Raw genomic sequence first — 23,650 nt, 5'->3', positions numbered from 1 at the left:
CGCACGCGTCCGCCCCCCGGCGCCTGGGGCCGCGCGCCTCAGCCCCAGGCGCGCCCGTACTGCGCCGGGGTGAGCGCCGTGGCGTCGACCCCGAGCTCGTGCGCCGCGCGCAGCGGCCACGACGCGTCGCGCAGCGCCACCCGACCGAGCAGCACGGCGTCGGCCGCGCCGTCCACGAGGACCTGCTCGGCCTGGTGGGCGGTCGTGATGAGCCCGACCGCCGCCACGGGGAGGCCGGACGTCTCGCGCACGGCCCGCGCCGCCGGCACCTGGTAGCCCGGGCCCACCGGGATCGACGCCGGGACGTTGCCGCCCGTCGAGACGTCGACGAGGTCGACGCCGTGCCCCGCGAGCTCCTTGGCGACGAGCCCGACCTCCTCGACCGTGAGACCGCCCTCGGCCCAGTCGGTCGCGGAGAACCGCACGAGCAGGGGCTTCTCGTCGGGCCAGACGGCGCGGACCGCGTCCGTCGTCTCGACCAGGAGGCGCGCCCGGTTCTCGAGCGTGCCGCCGTACTCGTCGGTGCGCGTGTTCGACAGCGGGGAGAGGAACTCGTGCAGCAGGTAGCCGTGCGCGGCGTGCAGCTCGACGACGTCGAAGCCGGCTGCGAGCGCGCGGCGGGCCGCCGCGGCGAACTGCCCGGGCACCGCCTCGACCTGGGCGTCGGTCAGCTCGGCCGGGGCCTCGAGCCCCGGGTAGGCGAGCGCGGACGGCCCGACGCTCGTCCAGCCGCCCTCGGACTCCGGCACGGTGCCCCGGCCCGTTGCGAACGGCGAGTACGTCGAGGCCTTGCGCCCGGCGTGCGCGAGCTGGACCCCCGAGTACGAGCCGCGGGCCCGGACGAAGTCGGTGATCCGCGACCACGCGGCGACCTGCGCGTCGTTCCACAGCCCGGTGTCCTGGGGGCTGATCCGCCCCTCGGGGACGACCGCGGTCGCCTCGGCGATCACGAGCCCGAAGCCGCCGGCGGCCCGCGCGCCGAGGTGCACCAGGTGCCAGTCGTCCGGCAGGCCGTCGGTCGCGGAGTACTGGCACATGGGCGCGAGCCACGCGCGGTTCGGGAACGTGGTGCCGCGCAGGGTCAGCGGCTCGAAGAGGAGGGTCACGGCGGGACCAACGCCCCGGGGTCCGGGGCGATTCCCCGGGCCCGGGCTTTCGTCCCAGGACCGGCGCCGCGCGGCGCGGCACGCTGGGCGCATGCTCACGATCGCCGAGGCGACGGACCACCACGCGCACGCCGCGGTCACCAAGACCGCGCTCGCGCGCCGCCCGCTGACCTACCTCGTCCAGACCATGCTCGCCGGCGCGTACATCGGCATCGGGGTGGTGATCCTCACGACCGCGGGCGGGCCGCTCGCCGTCGCGGGGTCGCCGTGGGCGCCGCTCGTGCAGGGCCTCGTGTTCGGGGTCGCGCTCGCGGTCGTCGTGGTCGCCGGGGGTGAGCTCGCGACGTCCGCGATGATGGTCCTGACCCAGGGCGCGATGCGCGGCACGGTCTCGTGGGGCCGCGCCGGGGCGACGCTGCTCGCGTGCCTCGCCGGCAACCTGCTGGGCGCGATGGTGTTCGCGACCGCCGTGCACCTCTCGGGTGTGCTCGCGCCCTCGACCGCGGCCGGGCAGACGATCGCCCGGATGATCGAGCACAAGGCCGCGGAGACCGGCACGCAGCTGTTCTTCCGCGGCGTCCTCTGCAACCTCATGGTGTGCCTCGCGGTGTGGTGCGCGGCACGGCTCCGCAGCGAGGGCGCGCGCCTCGTGATGATCTTCGCGTGCGTCGCGGTGTTCATCACGTCGGGCTTCGAGCACGTGGTCGCGAACATGACGACCTTCTCGTTCGGCCTGATCGGCGGCCTCCCGGGGGCCACGTGGGCCGAGCTCGGGCGCAACGTCGTCCTCGTCGGCCTCGGCAACCTCGTGGGTGGCGGCCTGCTGGTCGGCGCGGCGTACGCGTACAGCGCCCGCCCGGCCCCGGGCCCGCTCGTCCCGTCGCTCGTGGCACCCGGTGCGGCGCCGCGCGAGGTGCGGGAGCCCGCCCTACCGTGAGGTCAGACGGTGCCGCTCGACGGCGCCGCTGACGCACGAAGGAGCGGCGATGAGCACCTCCGACCCCCACCCCGGGAGCACGCCCCTCGGGGCCTCCTCCCCGGGCTCGACCTCCCCCGCGCCGAGCGGCCCAGCCCCGGCGGGCCGGGCCACCGACGACGGCGACGACCTCTTCCCCGGTCCGCACGCACCCCGCCGCACCGGGCCCGCGGGCCACCTGCTCGGCACGGTCGTCGGTCTGGTGCTCGTGCCGGTCGCGCTCGCGGTCGTGCTCGTCGGCGAGTCCCGCATCCTCGTCGCGCAGACCGACGGCTGGGACGCGTCGACCGACGTCGTCGGCATCGTGCTGGTCTCGGTCGGCGTGCTGCTGCTCGCCGCGACCGTCTACCTCGGGGTGTGGTCGCCGACGGTGCCGATCGCGGGCGGGCTCGTCACCGCCGTCGCCGGCGGGGTGTTCCTGTACGCCCCGTCGCTCGCGCGGGACACGGTCCTCACCGGGCTCGACGGCACGAGCTGGCGCACGACGGGCGGCAACGCGACGGTCGCCGCCACGTCCGGCACGGTCCTGCTGGCCGGGGTGCTCGTGCTCGTCGGCGGGCTGACGGCGTGGCAGTCCCGGCGGCGCGGCAAGGCGATCGGCGACTGGCGCGCACGTCACGGGGCGCACGCGGCGCAGGCCGACCGGGCGGCGGCGGAGGCGTCCTGAGCCCGCGGGACCGTCCGCCCCGCCGACCGCGGGCGGGCGGCCGCCCACGGGCGAGCGGGTGCGCGACAGGGCCACGCGAGGGACTTTCGTCCTACTAGAGTGCGACGGACGGGACGCCTCGTCCCTTTCGCACCATCGTCGCTGCGCAGGAGGTACACCGTGGCTCAGGCCGCCGAACCCACGCACCCCGAGTCCTCGGACATCGAGAACCTCCTCACGGAGGACCGCCGGTTCCCGCCGGACCCCGAGTTCGCGGCGCAGGCCAACATCCACCCCGAGGTGTACCCGTGGGCGGCCGCCGACCGCCTGGGGTTCTGGGCCGACCAGGCCCGCGAGCTCATCAGCTGGTCGGCACCGTTCTCCGAGGTGCTCGACTGGTCCGGCGCCCCCGTCGCACGCTGGTTCGGCGACGGCAGGCTCAACGCGGCGTACAACGCGGTCGACCGGCACGTCGAGGCCGGCAACGGCGACCGCGTCGCGCTGCACTTCGAGGGCGAGCCCGGTGACTCGCGCGCGATCACCTACGCCGACCTGCAGCGCGAGGTCTCGCGCGCCGCGAACGCCCTCACGGAGCTGGGCGTCGGCACGGGCGACCGGGTCGCGATCTACATGCCGCTGATCCCCGAGGCCGTCGTCGCGATGCTCGCCTGCGCCCGGATCGGTGCGCCGCACTCGGTCGTGTTCGGCGGCTTCTCGGCCGAGGCGCTGCACTCGCGCATCCTCGACGCCGAGGCGAAGCTCGTCATCACGGCCGACGGCGGCTACCGGCGCGGGGCCGCGAGCGCGCTCAAGCCCGCGGTCGACGAGGCCCTCGACAAGGGCGCCCCCTCGATCGAGCACGTGCTCGTGGTGCGCCGCACCGGCCAGGACGTCGCCTGGACCGAGGGCCGCGACGTCTGGTGGCACGACGTCGTCGACTCCGCGAGCGACACGCACGAGCCGGTCGAGGTCGAGGCCGAGCACCCGCTGTTCATCCTCTACACGTCGGGCACCACCGGGAAGCCCAAGGGCATCTTCCACACGACCGGCGGGTACCTGACGCAGACGGCGTTCACGCACCGCGCCGTCTTCGACCTCAAGCCCGAGACCGACGTGTACTGGTGCACCGCCGACATCGGCTGGGTCACCGGGCACTCGTACGTCGTGTACGGGCCGCTGGTCAACGGCGCGACGCAGGTCATCTACGAGGGCACCCCGGACACCCCGGACAAGGGCCGCTGGTGGAGCATCGTCGAGAAGTACAAGGTGTCGATCCTGTACACCGCCCCGACCGCGATCCGCACGTGCATGAAGTGGGGCGAGGAGATCCCGGCGGCGCACGACCTGTCGTCGCTGCGCCTGCTCGGCTCGGTCGGCGAGTCGATCAACCCGGCGGCATGGACCTGGTACCGGCGGGTCATCGGCGGCGACAAGGCCCCGATCGTCGACACGTGGTGGCAGACGGAGACCGGCGCGATCATGATCTCGCCGCTCCCGGGCGTCACGACCGCGAAGCCCGGCTCCGCGCAGGTCCCGCTCCCGGGCATCGCGGCGGACGTGCTGGACGACGACGCGCAGCCGGTGCCGAACGGCGCGGGCGGCTACCTCGTGCTGACCGAGCCGTGGCCGTCGATGCTGCGCGGCATCTGGGGCGACGAGGAGCGGTTCCGCGAGACGTACTGGTCGCGGTTCCCCGGCAAGTACTTCGCCGGTGACGGCGCCAAGAAGGACGAGGACGGCGACATCTGGCTGCTGGGCCGCGTCGACGACGTCATGAACGTCTCGGGCCACCGGCTCTCGACGACCGAGATCGAGTCGGCGCTCGTCTCGCACCCGATCGTCGCGGAGGCGGCCGTCGTGGGCGCGAACGACGAGACGACGGGCCAGGCGGTCGTGGCGTTCGTGATCCTGCGGACCGAGGAGGGTGACGCGGCGACGGCGTCGGGGATGGACGTCCAGGCCGAGCTGCGCGCGCACGTCGCGAAGGAGATCGGCCCGATCGCGAAGCCGCGCACGATCCTCGTCGTCCAGGAGCTGCCCAAGACCCGCTCGGGCAAGATCATGCGGCGCCTGCTGCGCGACGTCGCGGAGCGACGTGCCGTCGGGGACGCGACGACGCTCGCGGACTCCTCGGTCATGGACCTCATCACGGCGGGGCTCAACACCCCTTCGGCGTCGAGCGCGGACTGAGCCGGGCGCGCACGGGGCCGGGCGTCGAAGCCCGGCCCCGTCGCGCGGTGCAGCGACCGCCTCGGAGCCCCGTCGTCCACCCGGACGGCGGGGCTCCGTCGTGCCCGGCGCGGGCTCTCCGGCGGGTCGCGGGAAGCCTTTTCCGAGGTCAGGAGCGGAGACCGACGACGGCACGTCCGGGGGTCGCTGTCCACCGTTGTCAGGGCGTCTGTCTCAGGACCGTCGAGGTCCGGGCGCCTAAACGCTTAGTCCATGGAGCGGCCCGAGAAACGGGTGATAGGCAGACCCCCGACGCACCCCCAGGTGCGCGGCACGACGGGCTGTCCCCGTCAGCAACGACGCAGAGCCGCCATCGAGGCTGACGCGCCGTCGTGCCCACGAACATGGCGCTGGGAACGAGGAAGTACATGAGGAATCGACTCTGGGTCGCCGGCGCGCTCGCCGCCGCGCTGATCCTCCCCGTCGGTGCCGCCACGTCGGCGACCGCCGCCGACCCCGTCGGGCTGCACGTCTCGAACGGCCGGCTCGTCGAGCGCAACGGCACGCCGTTCGTCTTCCGGGGCGTCAACCACGCGCACACCTGGTACGCGACGCAGACGCAGTCGTTCGCGGACATGGCGAGCCTCGGCGCGAACTCCGTCCGGACCGTCCTGTCGAACGGCGACCGCTGGACCAAGAACGACGTCGCGGACGTCAAGAACGTCGTCTCGCTCGCCAAGGCGAACAAGATGATCTCGATCCTCGAGGTCCACGACACGACCGGCTACGGCGAGCAGTCCGGCGCCACGACGCTGGCGAAGGCCACCGACTACTGGATCTCGGTCAAGGACGCGGTCGTCGGCCAGGAGGACTACGTCCTCGTCAACATCGGCAACGAGCCCTACGGCAACAACGCGACGACCAACGCGAGCTACGTCGCCGACAACCAGGCCGCGATCAAGCGCCTGCGCGCGGCCGGCATCAAGAACACGATCGTCGTCGACGCCCCGAACTGGGGCCAGGACTGGGCCGGCATCATGCGCGACAACGCGGCCGCGATCTTCGCCGCCGACCCCGACGCGAACACCGTCTTCTCGGTGCACATGTACGGCGTGTACGCGCAGGCCTCGACGATCACGGCCTACCTGGACGCGTTCAAGGCCAAGAACCTGCCGCTCATCGTCGGCGAGTTCGGGTTCGACCACTCCGACGGCAACCCCGACGAGGACACGATCCTCGCGGAGTCGCAGGCGCGCGGCATCGGCTGGCTCGGCTGGTCGTGGAGCGGCAACGGCGGCGGCGTCGAGTACCTGGACCTCGTCACGGGCTTCAACAAGAACGCGCTGTCCCCGTGGGGCACGCGCCTGTTCGACGGCGCCAACGGCATCAAGGCGACCGCGAAGACGGCGACCGTCTTCGGTGGCCCGACCCCGACGCCCACGCCGACCCCGACCGTCACCGTGACGCCGACTCCGACGGTCACCCCGACGCCGACCCCCACGGCCACCCCGACCCCGACCCCGACCGCCACGCAGGGCACCGGCGCGTGCTCGGCGACGCTCTCGGTCGGCAACAGCTGGGGCGGCGGCTACCAGGCCTCCGTCACCGTCGCGGCCGGCTCGAAGATGATCGGCAGCTGGACGACGTCGTTCCAGCTCCCGGCCGGCAGCAGCGTCTCCCAGCTCTGGAGCGGCACGCACTCGGCCTCGGGCGCGACGAACACGGTGAAGAACGCGGCGTGGAACGGCCTGCTCGGCGCGGGCGCGACCACGACGTACGGCTTCATCGGCGCCGGCACGGCCCCGACCGGCACCGTGCCGGTCGCGTGCACGGCGGGCTGACGCCACCCGGCTGAACCCACCCCGCTGACCTCGGGTCAGCGACACCGCACGACCGGCGGCCCGGTCCCGACCTCTCGGGGCCGGGCCGTCGGCGTGCGCGTCCGCCCGGTCGGCCGCACGGGGCCGGGCCGTCGGCGTGCGCGGCCGCCCGGTCCGACCGCACGGGGCCGGGCCGTCGGCGTGCGACGCCGCCGGTCACCCCGCTCAGACCCCGAGCGCGCGCCGCAGGTTCCGCACGGCCTCGCGCCCGGCCCGGTTCGCGCCGATCGTCGACGCGCTCGGTCCGTACCCGACGAGCTGGAGCCGCGGGTCGGCGGCGACCTGCGTGCCCTCCATGACGATCCCGCCGCCAGGCCCGCGCAGGCGCAGCGGCGCCAGGTGGTCGAGCGCCGAGCGGAACCCCGTCGCCCAGACGACCGTGTCGGCACGCACGTAGACCGGGACGTCGTCGGGCACGGACCCGACCTCCCAGCGCGCACCGCGCGGCACGAGCCGGGCGAACATCGGGCGGCGCACGAGCACGCCCGACGCGATGCCGGCCCGGTAGGCGTCGGTGAGCGGGAGCCCGGTGACGCTCACGACGCTCTCGGGCGGCAGGCCCGCCGCGGTGCGCTCCGCGACCCGCGCGACCGCCTCGCGCCCCAGCTCGGGGGTCAGCGCGGCGTCGTCGATCCAGCGGGGCTCACGCCGCGTGACCCAGGTCGTGCGCTCCGCGACGTCCGCGAGCGCGAGCAGCAGCTGCACCGCGGACGTCCCGCCGCCGACGACGATCACGCGCTCGCCGGCGAGGTCCGCGACGTCGTGCACGTCGCGCGAGTGCAGCTGGCGGCCGCGGAACGTCGAGCGGCCCGGGTACGCCGGCCAGAACGGCTTGTTCCACGTCCCGGTCGCGTTGACGACCGCACGCGTGCGCCACGTCCGCGCCCGCGGCCCTGGGTCGACGCGGCGCCGCGGTCCGTCGTCGGCGCCGGCGTCGGCGGCCCGGGCGGCCACGGCCGACGACTCGACGGTCTCGACCGCGAGCAGCCGGTCCGGGCCTCCCACGTCCCGCACCTCACGCACCTGGACCGGGCGCCGCACGTGCAGCGCGTGCTCCGCCTCGTACGCCGCGAAGTACGCGCTGATGACGTCACGCGCGAGCTCGTCGGGGCCGGCGCCGGGGAGCACCGAGCCGGGCAGCTCGTGGACGCCGTGGACGTGCGCCATCGTCAGCCCGACCGCGCGGTGCTGCCACGCCCCGCCCGGCGCCGCGTCGGCGTCGAGCACGACGAACGTCCCGCGTGCTCCGGACCCGGTGCGCTGCGCCTCGGCGTGCGGGACGAAGCCGACGCGCCGCAGGTGGAAGGCCACCGACAGCCCGGCCTGCCCCGCGCCGACGACTACGACGTCCACGTCCGGCGGGAGCGGGGTCGGCGCTGCCGCAGACGTCGGCGCGTCCGCCGGCGTCGGGTCGGCCGCCGGCGTCGGAGCGGCGCCGGACGTCAGGTCGGCCGCCGGCGTCAGGTCGGCTGCCGGCGTCACGTCGACCGCCGGCGTAGGAGCGGCGGCGGACGTCGGGCCGGCCGCCGGCGTCGGGTCGGCTGCCGGCGTCTCCGCGGCCGCGGGCACCGTGCCGCTCACGCCGGCCCCCCGAGCCCGTCCAGCCACGCGCGCACCGCACGCCGCCCGCGCAGCCGCAGCACGGGCACCGTCCCCTCGGCGGCGAGCGCCCGGTACCGCTCCTGCGTGCTCGCGTACCGCGTCCAGGTCCAGAGCACGATGTTGTGCTCGGGGTCCCGCGCGACCATCCCCGACCAGAGCTCGCGGTTGCCGTTGCAGAGCTCCCGCCGCGTCACCGCCCGCACGAGCGTGCGGCGCACGACCTGCGCCATGACGAGCCACCGCGGGTGGTCGAGCCACACCACGAGGTCGACGTCGTCGAGCAGGGACCCGACGCGGGTGTGCCAGTTCCCGCACGCGACCCAGCCGTCCGGAGCCCGCGCCAGCCGCTCGCGCAGCTCGCGCGATCCGTCGTCGAGCTCGCGCAGCTGCCAGCCGGGGAGCCAGAAGACGTCGTCGAGCTCGAGGTGCGGGACGCCGAGCCTCCGGGCGGCCTCGTGCGCCGTCGTGGTCTTGCCCGCACCGCTGATCCCCACGACCCGCACGCGGCGGGGCAGGGTCGTCGGGGGCACTGCCCCATTCTCCCACCGGGACCGGGACCGCCCGAGGAGACCTCGCGGGGGACGTGTGCGGATCGGTGCGCGCCGTCACGTCCCGGCGTCGCGCGTCCGACCCAACGTTCGGGCCGCGGGCTGCGTTGATCCAGGTGACGGTCGGACGACGGGAAGGACGCACGGTGCCCCAGGCCAACGAGCTGCTCGAGGAGGTCCTCCGTACCCGACGGGCGGCGCTCGCCGGGTACGCGGCTCTGCTGACGCTCGACCGGAGGGCCGCCGAGGACCTGCTGCAGGAGGCGCTCGTCCGTACCGTCGCGCGCGAGCGGACGCTGCGGGACTCGGCCGCCGCCGAGGCGTACGTCCGCGCGGCGATCCGCACGGTGTTCCTCGACGGCCTGCGTCGCGAGCGCGCGTGGCGCACGCGGGCGCCGCTGTTCGCCGTGCGAGCCGCGCGTCCCGACCCCGACGAGACCGCCGTCGCGGGGCTCGACGTCCGCGCCGCGCTCGCGTCGCTGCCGGCACGCGAACGGGCGTGCGTGGTGCTCCGGTACATGGACGACCTGCCCGTCGCCGACATCGCCCGTGCGCTCCGCGTGAGCGACGGCGCCGTCAAGCGCTACCTCGCGGACGGGACCCGCACGCTCCGCACGGTCCTGGGCGACGACGTCGTCCTACCCGCCGGCCCCGAGGCCGAGACCGTGCCCGTCTCCGCACGCACCGGAAGGAGCCCCCGATGACCCGCGACCTGCGCTCCGTCCTCGACGAGTTCGCCGACGCCGAGGGCCGCGTGCTCGCGCGGTCCGCCCCGGACCCCCGGACCGAGGCGCGGCGCGTGCGTGCGCTCGCGCGCCGCCGGAGGGCCGTCCGCGTGACCGGCGCCGTGGGCGGCGCTGCGGCCGCGGCGGTGCTCGTCGGGGTGCTCGCGGCGCAGGGGCTCACGTCGCCGGCGCCCGTCCGGCCCGTCGAGCAGCCGACGCAGGGCGCCCGCACGACCCCGGCCGCGAGGTCCACGCCCACGCCCACGCCGACCGTGCTGGTCCAGGCCACCCCGACCCCGACCGCACCGTCGGTCAGCCCGCCGCCCGCACCGGACGTGCTCTGGCCGACGGCCGTGCCCGAGAACGAGGTGATGTACGGCGAGGGCGGCCCGTGGTGGGCCGTGTGGCTCGAGGTGGGCGGCGAGACCGACGCCCCGCCGCCGGACGACGAGGCCGTGCAGGAGGAGCTCCGCGCGCACGGGTACGACCTCACCGGCACACCGGTGGCGTGCGTCCCCGGGTCCACGGCGGCCCTCGCGTTGCCGGAGAGCACGCAGGCGTGGGGTCGGGTGCTGTACTTCGCGACCGCGGAGGACGCCGACGGGTTCGTGCGCGCCTGGGGTCGCCCGGTGGCAGCCGTCGTCGCGGACGCACGTCTGGCCTGCGACTGGGGGTGAGTACCGGTCGCCGTCGCGGGGTGCCAGGCTGGGCGCCGTGCACCTGCGCCCGACCTACCCGATCGCCACCCCACGCCTGCTGCTGCGGCCGCTCACCGAGGCGGACCTCGACGCGATGCTCACGTACCGCGGCGACCCGGAGGTGTGCCGGTACCTGCCGTTCGAGCCGATGACGCTCGAGGTGCTGCGCGCGCGGCTCGCGGGCGACTGGGCGCGTCACGAGCTGACCGACGCCGGCCAGACGCTCACGCTCGGCGTCGAGGAGCGCGGCACCGGGCGGCTCGTCGGCGACGTCGTGCTGTTCTTCCACAGCGTCGTGCACGCCGCCGGCGAGATCGGCTACGTGCTGCACCCGGACGTGCAGGGGCGTGGGTACGCGAACGAGGCGGCGGCGGCGCTGCTCGGCCTCGGGTTCGACGGCCTCGGCCTGCACCGGGTCGTCGCGCGGCTCGACGCCCGCAACGGCGCGTCGGCGCGGCTCGCGGCGCGGCTCGGGCTGCGGCACGAGGCGCACTTCGTCCGCAACGAGCTGTTCAAGGGCGAGTGGTCGGACGAGCTGGTGTTCGCGATGCTCGCGGACGAGTGGCCGGGGTCGCCGGCCGCCGCGGCGCGGGCGACGGCCACGTGAGCGCGCTGCTCGACGACGTCCGCCGCGTGGTCACGGGCCTCGGCACCGAGGAGCCGGGCCCCTCGGCCGTGCGTGCCCGCGTGCTCGCGCACCTGGAGGCGCACGGCGACGCCGCGCTCGGCCGGGCGGTCCCGGAGCACGTGACGGCGAGCGCCCTCGTGCTCGACCCGTCGCTCACGCGGGCGCTGCTGTGCTTCCACCGCAAGGGCAGGTTCTGGGTCCAGCCCGGCGGCCACCTCGACCCGGGCGACGCCGACGTCCTCGCGGCCGCGCTGCGCGAGCTGCGGGAGGAGACCGGAGTGGCCGACGCCGAGGTCCCGGTGCGCCGCGCCGCCGACCTCGACCGGCACGCGCTCGGCGACGGCTTCGGGCGGTGCGCGTGGCACCTCGACGTCGGGTTCGTCGTCCTCGCCGACCCCGCGGCTGCGGTCGCGGTGAGCGACGAGAGCACCGACGTCGCCTGGTGGCCGCTCGACGCCCTGCCCGACGAGGTGCCCCCCGGCCTGGGTGAGCGGCTCGCGCGGGCGGCCCGGTTCGCGCGAGCTGCCCCGTCCGCCGCGTCGTAGGTGCCCGGCGCGGCTCGGGTCCGTCGCTCGCGCCCGCCCGCTCCCGCCTGCCCGCGTCACGCCCCGGCGCGCTCGCCCTCGCCGGGCCGGCTCCGGCCCGTCGCCCTGCGCGCACCCCGCGCCCCGTGGTGGGATGAGCCGCATGGTGGCCCTCGACGTCGTGACCGGTCCGCTCGCTGAGGCGGTGGCCGCCGACGTGCGCCGGGTCGCCGAGGCGGCGCAGACCGTCGACGGCGTCGCACCCCTGTCGGAGCAGCCGCTCCTGTGGCTCCGCGACCCGGCCGCCGACGTGCGCCACGTGCTCGCGCGCGACGACGCGGGGGCTCTCGTCGGCTACGCGCAGGTCGACCTCGCGGCGACCCCGGACCCGACGGCCGAGCTCGTCGTCGCCCCGGACGCCCGCCGCCGCGGCACGGGGACCGCGCTGCTCGGCGGCGCCGGGTCGGTCGCCGCCGGGGACGCCCACGGCTCGCTCGCGGTCTGGGCGCACGGCGACCTCCCTGCGGCACGCGCCCTCGCCGCGCGGCACGGGCTCGTGCCGGTGCGCGAGCTCTGGCAGATGCGCCTCGACCTCACGCCCGGGGCGTCCGAGGTGGCGGCCGACGGACGGGTCGCGACCGGCGCCACGACGGGCACCCCGACGGCGGCACCGAGCCTGCCGCCCGCGCGCCCCCTGCCCGACGGCGTGCGCGTCCGCCCGTTCGTCCCCGGGCAGGACGAAGAGGCGTGGCTGCGCGTCAACGCGCGCGCGTTCACCGACCACCCCGAGCAGGGCCGGATGACCCTCGCGGACCTGCGCGCCCGCGAGGCGGAGCCGTGGTTCGACCCCGCGGGCCTGCTGCTCGCCGAGCGCGACGGTGAGCTGCTCGCGTCGCTGTGGACCAAGGTGCACGCGCCCGACGCGACGAACCCCGAGCCGGTCGGCGAGATCTACGCGCTCGGCGTCGACCCGGACGCGCAGGGCCTCGGCCTGGGCGGCGCGCTCACGGCCCTCGCGCTCGAGCACCTCGCCGCAAGGGGGCTGGACGCCGTGATCCTGTACACCGAGCGCGAGAACGCCGCCGCCGTCCGCACGTACACGCGCGCGGGCTTCGTGCGCAGCGCGGTCGACGTGCTGCTCGGCTCCCCGGGGCACGTGCCACCCACCCCGGACCCCGCGGGCGCGACCAGCCCCGCCGAACCGCCCACCCTGCCGGACACCCCCGGTTCACCTCCGAGTGGAACGATGGAACGATGACCGACGCCACGCCAGCACGCCGTACGCGCACGACCCGCTCGGCCCGCACGACGCGCGCCGCGTCCGCGGCCGCCGCGGTGGTCGAGACACCGGACGACGCCGCGACCCTCGCCGAGGCGACGCGCGCCGTCCCGCTCCCCCCGGCCGACCCGGCCGAGGCGCCGGTCGACCACGTGACGGGCCGTCCCGGGCCGCGCCCGCTGCCGCCCGAGCTCGCCGCGCACATCGCGGAGCACATCGCCGACGAGCCCGCCTCGGCGCACGCGGACTCCCCCGAGGACGAGCCGCTGCCCGACGACCGGTTCCTCGACCGCGAGATCAGCTGGCTCGCGTTCAACCAGCGCGTGCTCGAGCTCGCCGAGGACCCCGAGCAGCCGCTGCTCGAGCGCGTCCGCTACCTCGCGATCTTCGCCTCGAACCTCGACGAGTTCTTCATGGTCCGCGTCGCCGGCCTCAAGCGGCGCATCGCGACCGGCCTCGCGGTGACCGCGGCGTCGGGCCTGAGCCCGCGCCAGGTGCTCGAGGCGATCAGCGTGCGCGCGCACGAGCTCATGGCCCGCCACGCCCGCTGCTTCACGGAGCAGGTCCAGCCCGCGCTCGCCGCCGAGGGCATCACGCTCGCCCGCTGGGACGAGCTCGGCGAGGACGAGCAGGAGCGCCTGCACAAGTTCTTCCGCAAGCAGATCTTCCCGGTGCTCACGCCGCTCGCGGTCGACCCGGCGCACCCGTTCCCGTACATCTCGGGGCTCTCGCTCAACCTCGCCGTCGTCGTGCTCAACCCGCAGACCGGCAAGGAGCACTTCGCGCGCGTCAAGGTCCCGCCGCTGCTCCCCCGGTACATCGCGGTCGACGCGCGCGGCCGCCCGAACAACCAGGCCGCGGCCGTCGAGATGGGCCCGACGTCGTTCGTGCCGCTCGAGGACGTCATCTCCCAGCACCTCGACCACCTGTTCCCGGGCATGGAGGTCGTCGAGTACCACACGTTCCGCGTCACCCGGAACGAGGACGTCGAGGTCGAGGAGGACGACGCCGAGAACCTCCTCCAGGCGATGGAGAAGGAGCTGCTCCGCCGCCGCTTCGGCCCGCCCGTGCGCCTCGAGCTCGCCGACGGGATCTCCCCGCGCATCCGCGACCTGCTCGTGCGCGAGCTCGGCGTCGTCGACGAGGAGGTCTACGAGCTGCCCGCGCCGCTCGACCACACGGGCCTCAACCTCGTCGCCGACCTGGACCGCCCGGCGCTGCAGAACCCGCGCTTCGCGGGCTCGACGCACCGGTACCTCGCCGAGGTCGAGAGCGCGTCGGCGAGCGACGCGTTCGCCGCGATCCGGCGCCGCGACATCCTGCTGCACCACCCGTACGACTCGTTCTCGACGTCGGTGCAGACGTTCCTGCAGCAGGCTGCCGCGGACCCGCACGTGCTCGCGATCAAGCAGACGCTGTACCGGACCTCGGGCGACTCCCCGATCGTCGACGCCCTGATCGACGCGGCCGAGGCCGGCAAGCAGGTCCTCGCGCTCGTCGAGATCAAGGCCCGGTTCGACGAGCAGGCCAACATCTCGTGGGCCCGCAAGCTCGAGCAGGCCGGCGTGCACGTCGTCTACGGCATCGTCGGCCTCAAGACGCACTGCAAGCTCAGCCTCGTCGTGCGCCAGGAGCCCGACGGGCTGCGCCGCTACTGCCACATCGGCACGGGCAACTACAACCCGAAGACGGCGCGGCTCTACACCGACCTCGGGCTGCTCACGTGCGACCCGGACGTCGGCCAGGACCTCACGCGCCTGTTCAACCAGCTCTCGGGGTACGCGCCCAAGTCGCGCTTCCACCGGCTGCTCGTGGCGCCGCGCTCGGTGCGCTCGGGGCTCGTCGAGCGGATCGACCGCGAGGCCGCCGCCGCGCGGGCGGGCAAGCCCGCGTGGATCAAGATCAAGGTCAACTCGATGGTCGACGAGGCCGTCATCGACGCCCTGTACCGCGCGTCGCAGGCGGGCGTGCCCGTCGACCTCGTGGTCCGCGGGATCTGCGCGGTCCGGCCGGGCGTGCCGGGTCTCAGCGAGACGATCCGCGTGCGGTCGATCCTCGGCCGGTTCCTCGAGCACGCGCGCATCTTCGCGTTCGCGGCGTCCGACGGTGTGCCGTCCTCGCGCAGCTCGCAGCCCGACGAGGAGGGGCCCGAGGTCTTCATCGGCTCGGCCGACCTCATGCACCGCAACCTGGACCGCCGCGTCGAGGCCCTCGTGCGGCTCGCGGACCCGGACCAGACCGCGGAGCTCGTGAGCCTGCTCGACGAGTCGATGGACGACGGCACGTCGACCTGGCACCTCGCGGCCGACGGGACGTGGACCCGGCACCACACGGGCCCCGACGGCGCACCGCTGCTCGACCAGCAGACCGCGCTCATCCAGCGTCAGCGGCGCCGCCCGGGGGCCTCCCGGTGAGCCGGTGAGCACGACGAAGCAGGCGCCGGAGACGGTCGTCGAGGCGGCGGGGGCGCTGGTCTGGCGCGTGCGCCAGGAGCGCCTCCAGCTCGCGCTCGTGCACCGGCCCCGCTACAAGGACTGGTCCTGGCCCAAGGGCAAGCTCGAGGGCGACGAGACGCCCGCGGTGGCCGCGGTCCGCGAGGTCGCCGAGGAGACGGGGCACGACGTCGTGCTCGGGCGGCGCCTGCCCGGGCTCGAGTACCGGATCTCCGACGGCCGCCTCAAGCGCGTGCACTACTGGGCGGCGCAGGTCGCCGGGCGGCCCGACGGGCCTGCGCTGCTCGCGCGCCCTCCGGTGCCGCGGGCCTCGCGCGACGAGATCGACGCGGTGCGCTGGCTCGACGCGGACGTGGCGCGCAAGAAGCTCACGCGCGCGGAGGACCGCGAGCCGCTCGACATGCTGCTCGCGGAGCACGCGAAGGAGCGGCTCGACACGCGGGTCCTCGTCGTGGCCCGGCACGGGCAGGCGCGCAAGCGCAGCAGCTGGCCGGGCAGCGAGGACGACCGCCCGCTCACCCGCACCGGCCAGGAGCAGGCCGAGCAGCTCGTGCCCGTGCTCTCCGCGTTCGGCGTCACCGACCTCGTGACGAGCCACTGGGCCCGCTGCACGCAGACGCTCGCGCCGTACGCGGGTGCGACCCACCTCGAGCCCCGGCTCGCCCCCGAGCTGACGGAGTCACGGCACGAGGACTCCCCCGCGCGCGTCGCCGCGCTCGTCGAGACGCTGCTGGGGTCGCGGCACGACGTCGTGCTGTGCACGCACCGCCCGGTGCTCCCGACCGTGCTCGACGTGCTCGCGCAGCACTCGCGGCGCGCCGTGGCCGACGAGCTCCCGCACGAGGACCCGTTCCTGCGGCCCGGCGAGATGCTGGTCGCGCACGTCGTCGACTCGGCCAAGGGCCCCCGCCTCGTCGCGACGGAGCGGCACACGCCCGTCCGGCACGACTGAGCCGGCTCCGACCGGGCCGACGCGGACCGAGCCGACCCCGACCGGGCCGACGCGACCGGCGGCGTCAGTTCAGGATCGGGCTCAGGACCCAGAAGATGACCGCGGCCACGAGCGCGGCGGCCGGGATGGTCAGGACCCACGCCGCACCGATGTTCTTGGCGACGCCCCAGCGCACGGCCGAGAGCCGCTTGGTCGCGCCGACGCCCATGATCGCCGAGGTGATCGTGTGGGTCGTCGAGACGGGCGCGTGCAGCGCGAACGCGTTGACGTAGAGCACGATCGCCGCGACGGACTCGGCGACGAAGCCGCGCGCCGGGTCGAGCTCGATGATCTTGCGGCCGAGCGTGCGCATGATGCGCCAGCCGCCCGCGTACGTGCCCGCGGAGATCGCGGCGGCGGCCGAGAGCTTGACCCACAGCGGGATGCCGTCGTCGGGGTTGGCCCACCCCACCGAGAGGAGCGCGAGGAAGATGACGCCCATCGTCTTCTGCGCGTCCTGCAGGCCGTGCCCGAGCGCCATCGCGGCGGCGGACGCCGTCTGCGCGAGGCGGAACCGGCGGGTCGTCTTGGCGGGGGCGTTGTGCCGGACGATCCACAGGACGCCGACCATGAGGAAGAACGCGAGCCCGAACCCGACGAGCGGCGAGATGATCATCGGCAGGACGACCTTGTCGACGATCGCCGACCAGTAGATGCTCAGCCCCGACGCGACCCCGGCGCCCACGAGCCCGCCGATGAGCGCGTGCGTCGAGGAGGACGGCAGCCCGAACCACCACGTGATCAGGTTCCAGGTGATCGCGCCGATGAGCGCGCACAGCACGACGACGAGCGCGAAGTGCGGGCTCGGCGCGTTGTCCAGGTTGACGATCTCCTTGGCGATCGTCTCGGCGACCTCGGTGCCGAGCAGCGCGCCGGCGAAGTTCATCACCGCAGCCATGATGAGCGCCGCGCGCGGCGTCAGGGCACGCGTCGAGACCGAGGTCGCGATGGCATTGGCCGCGTCGTGGAAGCCGTTGGTGTAGTCGAAGCCGAGTGCGAACGCGACGACGACGATGACGAGCGCAGTCTCCACCGGAGCTCAGGACTCCTTGAGCGCGATGGTCTCGACCATGTTCGCGACACGCTCGAAGGCGTCGGCGGCGTCCTCGAGCTTCTCCACGACCTCCTTGAGCTTCATGAGCTGGATGGGGTCGGTGATCTCGTCGAACATCTGCGCGAGGAGCTTGCGGTGGACCTTGTCCGCCTGGTTCTCGAGACGGTTGATCTCGATCCAGTAGTCGGACAGGTTCTCCATCGAGCGCAGTCGCGGCATGGCCTCGGCGGTGAGCTCCGCGGCGCGCTGCAGCACCTGGACCTGGTCGGAGACGCGCGCCGGCAGACCGTCGAGCTTGTAGAGCACGATCAGGTCGGCGGCCTCCTCCATGAAGTCCATGCAGTCGTCGAGCGCCGACGCGAGGTTGTAGATGTCGTCGCGGTCGAACGGCGTCACGAACGTCTGGTTGAGCCGACGCATGATCGTGTGGGTCGCCTCGTCGGCGAGGTGCTCGGCGTCGCTGATGCGCTTGCCGATCTCCTTGCGGGTCTGGCGGTCGGCGCCGAGGAGCTCGCCGAGCAGGTTGGCACCGGTGACCAGATGAGCCGCCGATGCTGCGAGGAGGTCGAAGAACGAGGTGTCGCGCGGGGTCAGGCGCAGGCGCACGGGAGGCTCCGGTGAAGGGGACGCATGTCGCAGACAGGCTAGGGCAACGCTCGGGTGAACACGCAACCCTGGATCTGTACAGCACGCGACGTCGCGGTGGGGGGTGAGTGACGCCGGGCCGGGAGCGCCTGTCGGCGCGAAGGCCGCTCGAGGCGGCTTAATGTGGAGCCCGGGGCTACCGCGACCCGGCGTCGGCAACAACTGTACGCCCGTCCGTCTGGACGGTCGCTGTGACGAGACCCACGCCCCGCCTGCGGCCGCCGAGCCGCGGGACACCCGTCGCCGGGGCCGGACCCGCACCACGAAGGGCGCCGCGACCGGCCCGGCTCGCGGCGCCGCACGTCACCCGGATGCGACGGACCGGGCACCCGCACGGGTGACCCCGGCGCGCCCCACGGGTCCCCACCGCTCACCGCTCCCGGCCCAGCCACCTCCGGACCGGGACCCAGACCCGCCTCACGAGCAGCCGGATCCGGACCACGAGCCGCCCGGCCCACGGGAACTCGGCCGAGAGCACCGCGACGCCCGCGAACATCACGAGCAGCCCCGGCCCGGGGAGCACGAGCATCGCGGTGCCGGCGAGCAGCAGGGTGCAGCCGGTCACGACGACGAGCGGGACCCGCACCGGCCGCGGCAGGCGCGTCAGCCACTCCCGCACCCCGTGGAGCGTGCCGCCGTGCTCCGCGCCCTCCCCGCCGGGAGCGCGCGCGCCGTCCGGCCCCTGCCCCGTCGCGTCGTCGGGCACGCGGGGATGCACCTCGGGGCCCGTCACTCGAGCCGCCCCGCGCGCCACAGGCTCGCCGCGTGCTCGAGCTCCTCCGCGGTCCGCACCAGCGACGACGCGCCGCGCGTCAGGCGGTGCGCCGCGTCGGAGTCCGTGCCCTCGAGGTAGTCGGCGTCGAACGCGGCACCCGTCGCCAGGACCCGGCAGAACGCCGCCCCGCGCTCGAGCGCCACCGCGAGGTCGCCCGTGTACACGCCCGAGAGCACCGCGTCGGCGAGGTCGCGCAGGTCGTTCGGTCCGGGCGGGCTCGCGACGCCCGCGACGACGTCGTGCACCGGGGCCGCCTCGACGCCCAGGCGGTAGCGCTCCGCGAGGGTCTGCGGGTCGCGGCGCACCCACTCGCGCAGCACGTACAGCCGCCAGAGCGCGCCGGGCAGCGTCTCCGCGGGGCTGTCGGCCCACATCGCGGCGACGACGTCGAGCCCCTCGGCCTCCACGAGGCTCACGAGCCGCGCGACGAGCTCGGGGTCGTCACCCGCGCTGCGGCCCTGGTGGACGATCGCGCCCGCCGTGGTGTGCGCGATCTCCGAGCGCAGGGCGGGGTCGATGTCGCCGGGGAGCTCGTCGGCCTGTCGGGGGTCGAGCATCGCCGGGCGTCGTGGACGCCTCGCCGCGCCGTCTGAGGTGGTCATCGTTAGATTGTCAGACAGGTCGATCCTGCAGCGCACGTCGTCAGCGAGGACGGTTCCCGCGCCGCCGACCGTGATCGGCCAGCAAGGGAAAGGGCGTCGCCATGTCGTCATCCGCTGCACGACCGTCGCAGGGCTCGGCCGGGGCGTCGGGTCGCCATCCGTCGCACGGCAAGGCGGTCGGCCTCGCGGTCGCCGCGGCGGTCGGCGGGTTCCTGTTCGGCTTCGACAGCTCGGTGATCAACGGCGCGGTCGAGGCCATCGAGGGCGAGTTCGGCCTGAGTGCCGCCGTGACGGGCTTCGCGGTCGCCGTCGCCCTGCTCGGGTGCGCGGTCGGTGCGTGGGGCGCGGGGCGCCTCGCCGACCGGTGGGGCCGCACGAAGGTCATGCTGCTCGGCTCGGTCCTGTTCTTCGTGTCCTCGATCGGGGCCGCCTTCGCCTTCTCGGTCTACGACCTCATCCTGTGGCGCATCGTCGGCGGTCTCGGCATCGGCATCGCGTCGGTCATCGCCCCCGCGTACATCGCGGAGATCGCGCCCACCGCGATGCGCGGGCGCCTCGGCTCCCTCCAGCAGCTCGCGATCACGATCGGCATCTTCGCGGCCCTGCTCTCCGACGCGGTGTTCGCCAACACCGCGGGCGGGGCGGCGGAGCCGTCGCTGTTCGGGCTCGACGCCTGGCGCTGGATGTTCCTCGTGGCCGTCGTGCCCGCCGCCGTCTACGGGGTCCTCGCGCTGCGGATCCCCGAGTCGCCGCGGTACCTCGTCGCGGTCGGCCGCAGGGACGAGGCCGTCGAGGTGCTGCGCTCGGTCTCCGGCGCCGACGAGGACCCCGTCGAGCGCGTGCACCAGATCGAGAAGACGATCGCGGCGGACAAGGCGCTCGCCCAGCAGGCGAGCCTGCGCGGTCCCTCGTTCGGGCTGCTGCCCATCGTCTGGGTCGGCATCCTGCTCTCGGTGTTCCAGCAGTTCGTCGGGATCAACGTGATCTTCTACTACTCGGTCACGCTGTGGCAGGCGGTCGGGTTCGACGAGTCCGACTCGTTCGTCGTGACCGTCGCGACCTCCGTGACGAACGTGCTCGTGACGTTCATCGCGATCGCCCTCATCGACAAGGTGGGCCGCCGGCCGATCCTGCTCGCGGGCTCGGCGGGCATGACCATCTCGCTCGGTCTCATGGCGCTCGCCTTCACCCACTCGACCGGCACCGGGGAGAACGTCCGGCTGGAGGAGGGCTGGGGTGTCGTGGCGCTCGTCGCGGCCAACGCGTTCGTCGTCTTCTTCGGCGCGTCGTGGGGCCCGCTCGTGTGGGTCCTGCTCGGCGAGATGTTCCCGAACCGCATCCGCGCCGCGGCGCTCGGCGTCGCCGCCGCGTGCCAGTGGATCGCGAACTTCCTGATCACGGTCTCGTTCCCGCCGATGCTCGAGGCGTTCGGCGCGACCGGTCCCTACCTGATGTACGCGATCTTCGCGGCCCTGTCCTTCGTGTTCGTCCTGACCAAGGTGCCCGAGACCAAGGGCATCGCGCTCGAGGACATGGAGGGTGTCTCCCGCACGGGTCGGCGCATCGACACCTGACGCACCGGCGTCCCGCGCACGCGTGCCCGGTGCCGCCGCCGGGTACGACGACGCCCGCCCGTCCCTGCTCACGGCAGGGGTCGGGCGGGCGTCGTCGTGCGTCGGGCCCGTGTGCGTCGAGCCTCGTGCGTGCCGGGGTCCGCCGCGAGCTCGGGGAACGCGTCAGGCCTTGATCGTCGAGACCATCGCGAGCAGCTCGCCCGAGAGCTCGCGCATCTCGCGCGCCGCCGACTCGGTCGCCGCCGCGCCGTCCTGCGCCTCGCGCGCCGCGGCCCGCACCGACGAGATCGAGCTCGCGATGCGCTCCGAGCCGGCCGCGGCACCCGCGACCGCGCGCGACATGTGCGCGGTCGTCGCGGACTGCTCCTCGACCGCGGCGGAGATGCTCGCCTGGTACTCGGAGATCGTCTTGATGACGTCCGTGACGCTCGCGAGCTCCGTCGCCGCACGGCCGGTCTGGGACTGGATCGACCCGACCTGCGCGGTGATCGACTCGGTCGCGGTCGCCGTCTCGCGGGCGAGCTCCTTGACCTCGCTCGCGACGACCGCGAACCCCTTGCCGGCCTCGCCCGCACGTGCCGCCTCGATCGTCGCGTTGAGCGCGAGGAGGTTCGTCTGCTCCGCGATCGAGGTGATGAGCTTGATGACCTGGCCGATCTCCGCGCTGGCGTCGCCGAGGCGGCCGACCGTCTCCTGCGCCGCCGACGCCGCCCGCACCGCGTCGTCCGCGATGAGCGCCGCCTGGCCGGCGTTGTGCGAGATCTCGTTGATGGCCTGGCGCATCTGGTCGGCACCCGCGGCCACCGTCTGGGCGTCCGCGGTCACGCCGCGCGCCGCGTCGTCGACGATGTCGAGCTGCGTGGCCGTCGTGCTCGCCGCACCCGTCATCGAGCCGCTGACGCCCGCGAGCCGGTCGGCGGACTGGCGCAGCGCGCCGGCGCTGCTCCGGAGGCCGCGCACGGTCGTCGCCATCCAGTCGACGGTGCCGTTGAGCGCCGTCCCCATGAGGCCGAGCTCGTCGTTGCCGAGCGACTCCATCCGGCCCGACAGGTCGCCCGAGTGGATCTGCCGGAGGAACTCGCCGGTGCGCCGCAGGGGGCGCGTGATGCTGACCTGCGCCCACATCGCGAACGCGACCGACGGGATGACGACGAGCACGGGCACCCACCCGAGCCACGCGAGCGACGCGAGGGTGTCGGCGGCGGCTGCGGCGTCACCGGCGGCGAGCTGCGACGCGGCACGCGAGGTCGCGCTGCGGGCCCCGAGGCACACGGCGACGAGCGCCACGAGGGGCGTCACCACCCCGAGGCGGGACTTGGTCCGGTTGCTGATCACGCTTCTCCAGTCGTCACGGGTCGCCCTGCGTATCGACCGGACGTGCCGGGAGATGAGCGATCGGCCCCGGGACGCCCGCGGCACGGGCGCCCGCCCCTCCGCCTGGCCGCCCGTCAGGGCGCCGTCAGGTCAGCCCCCAGCCCGAGGTCGGCGACGCGCACCGGCTGGCCGGTGAGCATCGACTGGTTCGCGGCGATCCCCACCGAGACCGCTCGCACGCCGTCGAGGAAGCCCGCGGGACGCCCGAGCGGGTCCGCCGACGGGCCGCGGAAGACGTCGGACAGCAGGATCGCGTCGCCGCCACCGTGACTGCCCTCGCCGACCGGGATCGGGTGCTCGACCGCGCGCTCCCAGTGCCGCTGGACCACGAGGCGCTCCCCCTCGGGGCGGACCGGGTCCGCGGTCACGCCGCCGGGCGTCGCGCTCGGGTCGAGCACCGCGTTCCCCTCGTCGTCGACCACGACCGCCCCGCGCTCGACCACCTCGAGCTCGGCGCGCCCGGCGGTCCCGTTCACCGTGACCCGGTACCCCTCCCAGGGGCTGTGCGCGTTGAGCGAGTACGTGAGCGTCGCGCCGCGGCGGTAGTCGACGAGGACCGCCATGTTGTCCTCGATCGTGATGCCGGGGGCGAAGACGTCCTGGTCGCGCACGTAGCCGTCGTGGTGCTCGGCGTCGAGGTAGAGGGCCTGCAGCCGCGGGTCCTTGGTCAGGTCGAGCGCGAACGGGTCGCCGGCGTTCCCCGTGCCGCGCACGGGCCGCTCGCCGAGCCCGCGGACCTCGGCGTTCTTGTCGCCGTAGAAGCGCAGCGCGCCCGACGCGTACACGCGCACGGGCACGTCCGAGAGCCACCAGTTGACCAGGTCGAAGTGGTGGCTCGACTTGTGCACGAGCAGCCCGCCCGAGTGCACCTTCTCGCGGTGCCACCGGCGGAAGTAGTCCGCCCCGTGCACGGTGTCGAGCGCCCACTCGAAGTGCACCGACGTGACCTCCCCGATCACGCCCGAGGCGATGACCTCGCGCAGCGCGGAGTTCCGGGGCGAGTACCGGTAGTTGAACGTCATGACGACGTCGCGGCCGGTGCGGGCGATCGCGTCGGTGATCCGGCGGCAGCCGTTCGCGTCGATCGTGAGGGGCTTCTCGACGACCACGTCCGCGCCCGCGTCGAGCACGCGCGCGACGACGTCGGCGTGCGTGTGGTCGGGGCTCGTGACGACGACGGTGTCGACACGCTGCTCGGCGACCATGCGCTCGAGGTCGTCGGGGGCGTAGCGCGGGAGCGTCGCGCCGACCCGGGCGTCGTACCAGTCGGCGCGTGCCGGGTTCGGCTCGCACCACGCGACGAGCTCCGCGACGTCGAGCTCGGGAGCGGGAAGGCGCTGCCGGCGCTCCACCCGAAGGCCTCCGCAGCGGTCACGGGCACCGCGATCTCGATGCGGCCGT

General features: G+C 74.7%; 21 protein-coding genes. 12 read left to right on the top strand and 9 right to left on the bottom strand.

The genetic code is table 11. The features are described from left to right. Positions 1-38 precede the first annotated feature (38 nt). A complete protein-coding gene (locus AB6N24_RS10900) occupies positions 39-1,106 on the bottom strand; it encodes an NADH:flavin oxidoreductase/NADH oxidase (protein ID WP_412869427.1) in 1,068 nt (355 codons plus the stop codon). 91 nt (positions 1,107-1,197) lie between these two features. Here AB6N24_RS10900 and AB6N24_RS10895 point away from each other — a divergent pair, with 91 nt between their 5' ends. From AB6N24_RS10895 to AB6N24_RS10880, 4 genes are all read left to right on the top strand, one after another. Continuing rightward, entirely contained in the window at positions 1,198-2,043 is an 846-nt protein-coding gene (locus tag AB6N24_RS10895) for a formate/nitrite transporter family protein (RefSeq protein ID WP_412869426.1), read from the top strand. A gap of 49 nt (positions 2,044-2,092) precedes the next feature. After that, the gene (locus AB6N24_RS10890) at positions 2,093-2,749 is read left to right on the top strand and encodes a hypothetical protein (protein WP_412869425.1); all 657 of its coding nucleotides are present in this window, start codon (positions 2,093-2,095) and stop codon (positions 2,747-2,749) included. Between the two features lie 159 nt (positions 2,750-2,908). Further along, positions 2,909-4,918: an acetate--CoA ligase gene (gene acs, locus AB6N24_RS10885; RefSeq protein WP_412869424.1), complete on the top strand. Its 2,010-nt coding sequence runs from the start codon at positions 2,909-2,911 to the stop codon at positions 4,916-4,918. Between the two features lie 407 nt (positions 4,919-5,325). Further along, positions 5,326-6,738: a cellulase family glycosylhydrolase gene (locus AB6N24_RS10880; RefSeq protein WP_412869423.1), complete on the top strand. Its 1,413-nt coding sequence runs from the start codon at positions 5,326-5,328 to the stop codon at positions 6,736-6,738. A 204-nt stretch (positions 6,739-6,942) separates the two neighbouring features. On the opposite strand, the gene AB6N24_RS10875 is transcribed toward AB6N24_RS10880, so the two are convergent. Both AB6N24_RS10875 and AB6N24_RS10870 read right to left on the bottom strand, forming a co-directional pair. Further along, positions 6,943-8,358: an NAD(P)-binding domain-containing protein gene (locus tag AB6N24_RS10875; RefSeq protein ID WP_412869422.1), complete on the bottom strand. Its 1,416-nt coding sequence runs from the start codon at positions 8,356-8,358 to the stop codon at positions 6,943-6,945. Then, positions 8,355-8,909, bottom strand: a complete 555-nt coding sequence (locus tag AB6N24_RS10870; RefSeq protein ID WP_412869421.1) for a P-loop NTPase family protein — start codon at positions 8,907-8,909, stop codon at positions 8,355-8,357. The genes AB6N24_RS10875 and AB6N24_RS10870 overlap by 4 nt, the downstream gene beginning before the upstream one ends. Positions 8,910-9,073: 164 nt before the next feature. On the opposite strand from AB6N24_RS10870, the gene AB6N24_RS10865 reads away from it, so the two are divergent. The 7 genes from AB6N24_RS10865 (at position 9,074) to AB6N24_RS10835 (ending at position 16,186) form a co-directional block, all read left to right on the top strand. Then, positions 9,074-9,631 carry an RNA polymerase sigma factor gene (locus tag AB6N24_RS10865; RefSeq protein ID WP_412869420.1) on the top strand — a complete coding sequence of 186 codons (558 nt, stop codon included), beginning with the start codon at positions 9,074-9,076 and terminating at the stop codon, positions 9,629-9,631. Continuing rightward, positions 9,628-10,329 (top strand): hypothetical protein, encoded by a 702-nt coding sequence (locus AB6N24_RS10860; RefSeq protein ID WP_412869419.1) that lies wholly within the window; start codon positions 9,628-9,630, stop codon positions 10,327-10,329. The genes AB6N24_RS10865 and AB6N24_RS10860 overlap by 4 nt, the downstream gene beginning before the upstream one ends. A gap of 37 nt (positions 10,330-10,366) precedes the next feature. Then, on the top strand, positions 10,367-10,957 hold the full coding sequence (locus AB6N24_RS10855) for a GNAT family N-acetyltransferase (protein WP_412869418.1): 591 nt from the start codon (positions 10,367-10,369) through the stop codon (positions 10,955-10,957). Next, complete coding sequence (locus AB6N24_RS10850) at positions 10,954-11,523, top strand: NUDIX hydrolase (protein ID WP_412869417.1); 570 nt, start codon at positions 10,954-10,956, stop codon at positions 11,521-11,523. Before AB6N24_RS10855 ends, AB6N24_RS10850 begins: the two co-directional genes overlap by 4 nt. Before the next feature lie 133 nt (positions 11,524-11,656). Next, positions 11,657-12,760, top strand: coding sequence for a mycothiol synthase (gene mshD / locus AB6N24_RS10845; RefSeq protein ID WP_412869416.1), 1,104 nt, complete (start codon positions 11,657-11,659; stop codon positions 12,758-12,760). Then, on the top strand, positions 12,757-15,195 hold the full coding sequence (locus AB6N24_RS10840) for an RNA degradosome polyphosphate kinase (RefSeq protein ID WP_412869415.1): 2,439 nt from the start codon (positions 12,757-12,759) through the stop codon (positions 15,193-15,195). The genes mshD and AB6N24_RS10840 overlap by 4 nt, the downstream gene beginning before the upstream one ends. A gap of 4 nt (positions 15,196-15,199) precedes the next feature. Then, positions 15,200-16,186, top strand: coding sequence for an NUDIX hydrolase (locus tag AB6N24_RS10835; protein ID WP_412869414.1), 987 nt, complete (start codon positions 15,200-15,202; stop codon positions 16,184-16,186). Between the two features lie 64 nt (positions 16,187-16,250). On the opposite strand, the gene AB6N24_RS10830 is transcribed toward AB6N24_RS10835, so the two are convergent. From AB6N24_RS10830 to AB6N24_RS10815, 4 genes are all read right to left on the bottom strand, one after another. Next, a complete protein-coding gene (locus AB6N24_RS10830) occupies positions 16,251-17,258 on the bottom strand; it encodes an inorganic phosphate transporter (protein WP_412869413.1) in 1,008 nt (335 codons plus the stop codon). 6 nt (positions 17,259-17,264) lie between these two features. Then, positions 17,265-17,885 carry a DUF47 domain-containing protein gene (locus tag AB6N24_RS10825; RefSeq protein ID WP_412869412.1) on the bottom strand — a complete coding sequence of 207 codons (621 nt, stop codon included), beginning with the start codon at positions 17,883-17,885 and terminating at the stop codon, positions 17,265-17,267. A 409-nt stretch (positions 17,886-18,294) separates the two neighbouring features. Continuing rightward, the gene (locus AB6N24_RS10820; RefSeq protein WP_412869411.1) at positions 18,295-18,630 is read right to left on the bottom strand and encodes a PGPGW domain-containing protein; all 336 of its coding nucleotides are present in this window, start codon (positions 18,628-18,630) and stop codon (positions 18,295-18,297) included. A gap of 23 nt (positions 18,631-18,653) precedes the next feature. Further along, positions 18,654-19,256, bottom strand: a complete 603-nt coding sequence (locus AB6N24_RS10815; protein ID WP_412869442.1) for a hypothetical protein — start codon at positions 19,254-19,256, stop codon at positions 18,654-18,656. A 146-nt stretch (positions 19,257-19,402) separates the two neighbouring features. Here AB6N24_RS10815 and AB6N24_RS10810 point away from each other — a divergent pair, with 146 nt between their 5' ends. Further along, positions 19,403-20,875 (top strand): sugar porter family MFS transporter, encoded by a 1,473-nt coding sequence (locus AB6N24_RS10810; RefSeq protein ID WP_412869410.1) that lies wholly within the window; start codon positions 19,403-19,405, stop codon positions 20,873-20,875. 162 nt (positions 20,876-21,037) lie between these two features. Here AB6N24_RS10810 and AB6N24_RS10805 read toward each other — a convergent pair whose 3' ends face one another. Both AB6N24_RS10805 and AB6N24_RS10800 read right to left on the bottom strand, forming a co-directional pair. Further along, on the bottom strand, positions 21,038-22,210 hold the full coding sequence (locus AB6N24_RS10805) for a methyl-accepting chemotaxis protein (RefSeq protein WP_412869409.1): 1,173 nt from the start codon (positions 22,208-22,210) through the stop codon (positions 21,038-21,040). Between the two features lie 113 nt (positions 22,211-22,323). After that, positions 22,324-23,601: a Gfo/Idh/MocA family protein gene (locus AB6N24_RS10800; RefSeq protein ID WP_412869408.1), complete on the bottom strand. Its 1,278-nt coding sequence runs from the start codon at positions 23,599-23,601 to the stop codon at positions 22,324-22,326. Between the last annotated feature and the right edge of the window lie 49 nt (positions 23,602-23,650).

The sequence above is a fragment of the Cellulomonas jepli genome (genome assembly GCF_047229345.1).
Lineage (GTDB): Bacteria > Actinomycetota > Actinomycetes > Actinomycetales > Cellulomonadaceae > Cellulomonas_A.
Note: the sequence above shows the minus strand (reverse complement) of the source record. Positions and strands in the feature narration are given on the sequence as shown.

Bases quoted from the DNA above. Each gene is read 5' to 3' on its own strand.
- AB6N24_RS10895 (WP_412869426.1), top strand. From the start codon at position 1,198: ATGCTCACGATCGCCGAGGCGACGGACCACCACGCGCACGCCGCGGTC.
- AB6N24_RS10890 (WP_412869425.1), top strand. From the start codon at position 2,093: ATGAGCACCTCCGACCCCCACCCCGGGAGCACGCCCCTCGGGGCCTCC.
- AB6N24_RS10880 (WP_412869423.1), top strand. From the start codon at position 5,326: ATGAGGAATCGACTCTGGGTCGCCGGCGCGCTCGCCGCCGCGCTGATC.
- AB6N24_RS10860 (WP_412869419.1), top strand. From the start codon at position 9,628: ATGACCCGCGACCTGCGCTCCGTCCTCGACGAGTTCGCCGACGCCGAG.
- mshD (WP_412869416.1), top strand. From the start codon at position 11,657: ATGAGCCGCATGGTGGCCCTCGACGTCGTGACCGGTCCGCTCGCTGAG.
- AB6N24_RS10840 (WP_412869415.1), top strand. From the start codon at position 12,757: ATGACCGACGCCACGCCAGCACGCCGTACGCGCACGACCCGCTCGGCC.
- AB6N24_RS10815 (WP_412869442.1), bottom strand. From the start codon at position 19,256: ATGCTCGACCCCCGACAGGCCGACGAGCTCCCCGGCGACATCGACCCC.
- AB6N24_RS10810 (WP_412869410.1), top strand. From the start codon at position 19,403: ATGTCGTCATCCGCTGCACGACCGTCGCAGGGCTCGGCCGGGGCGTCG.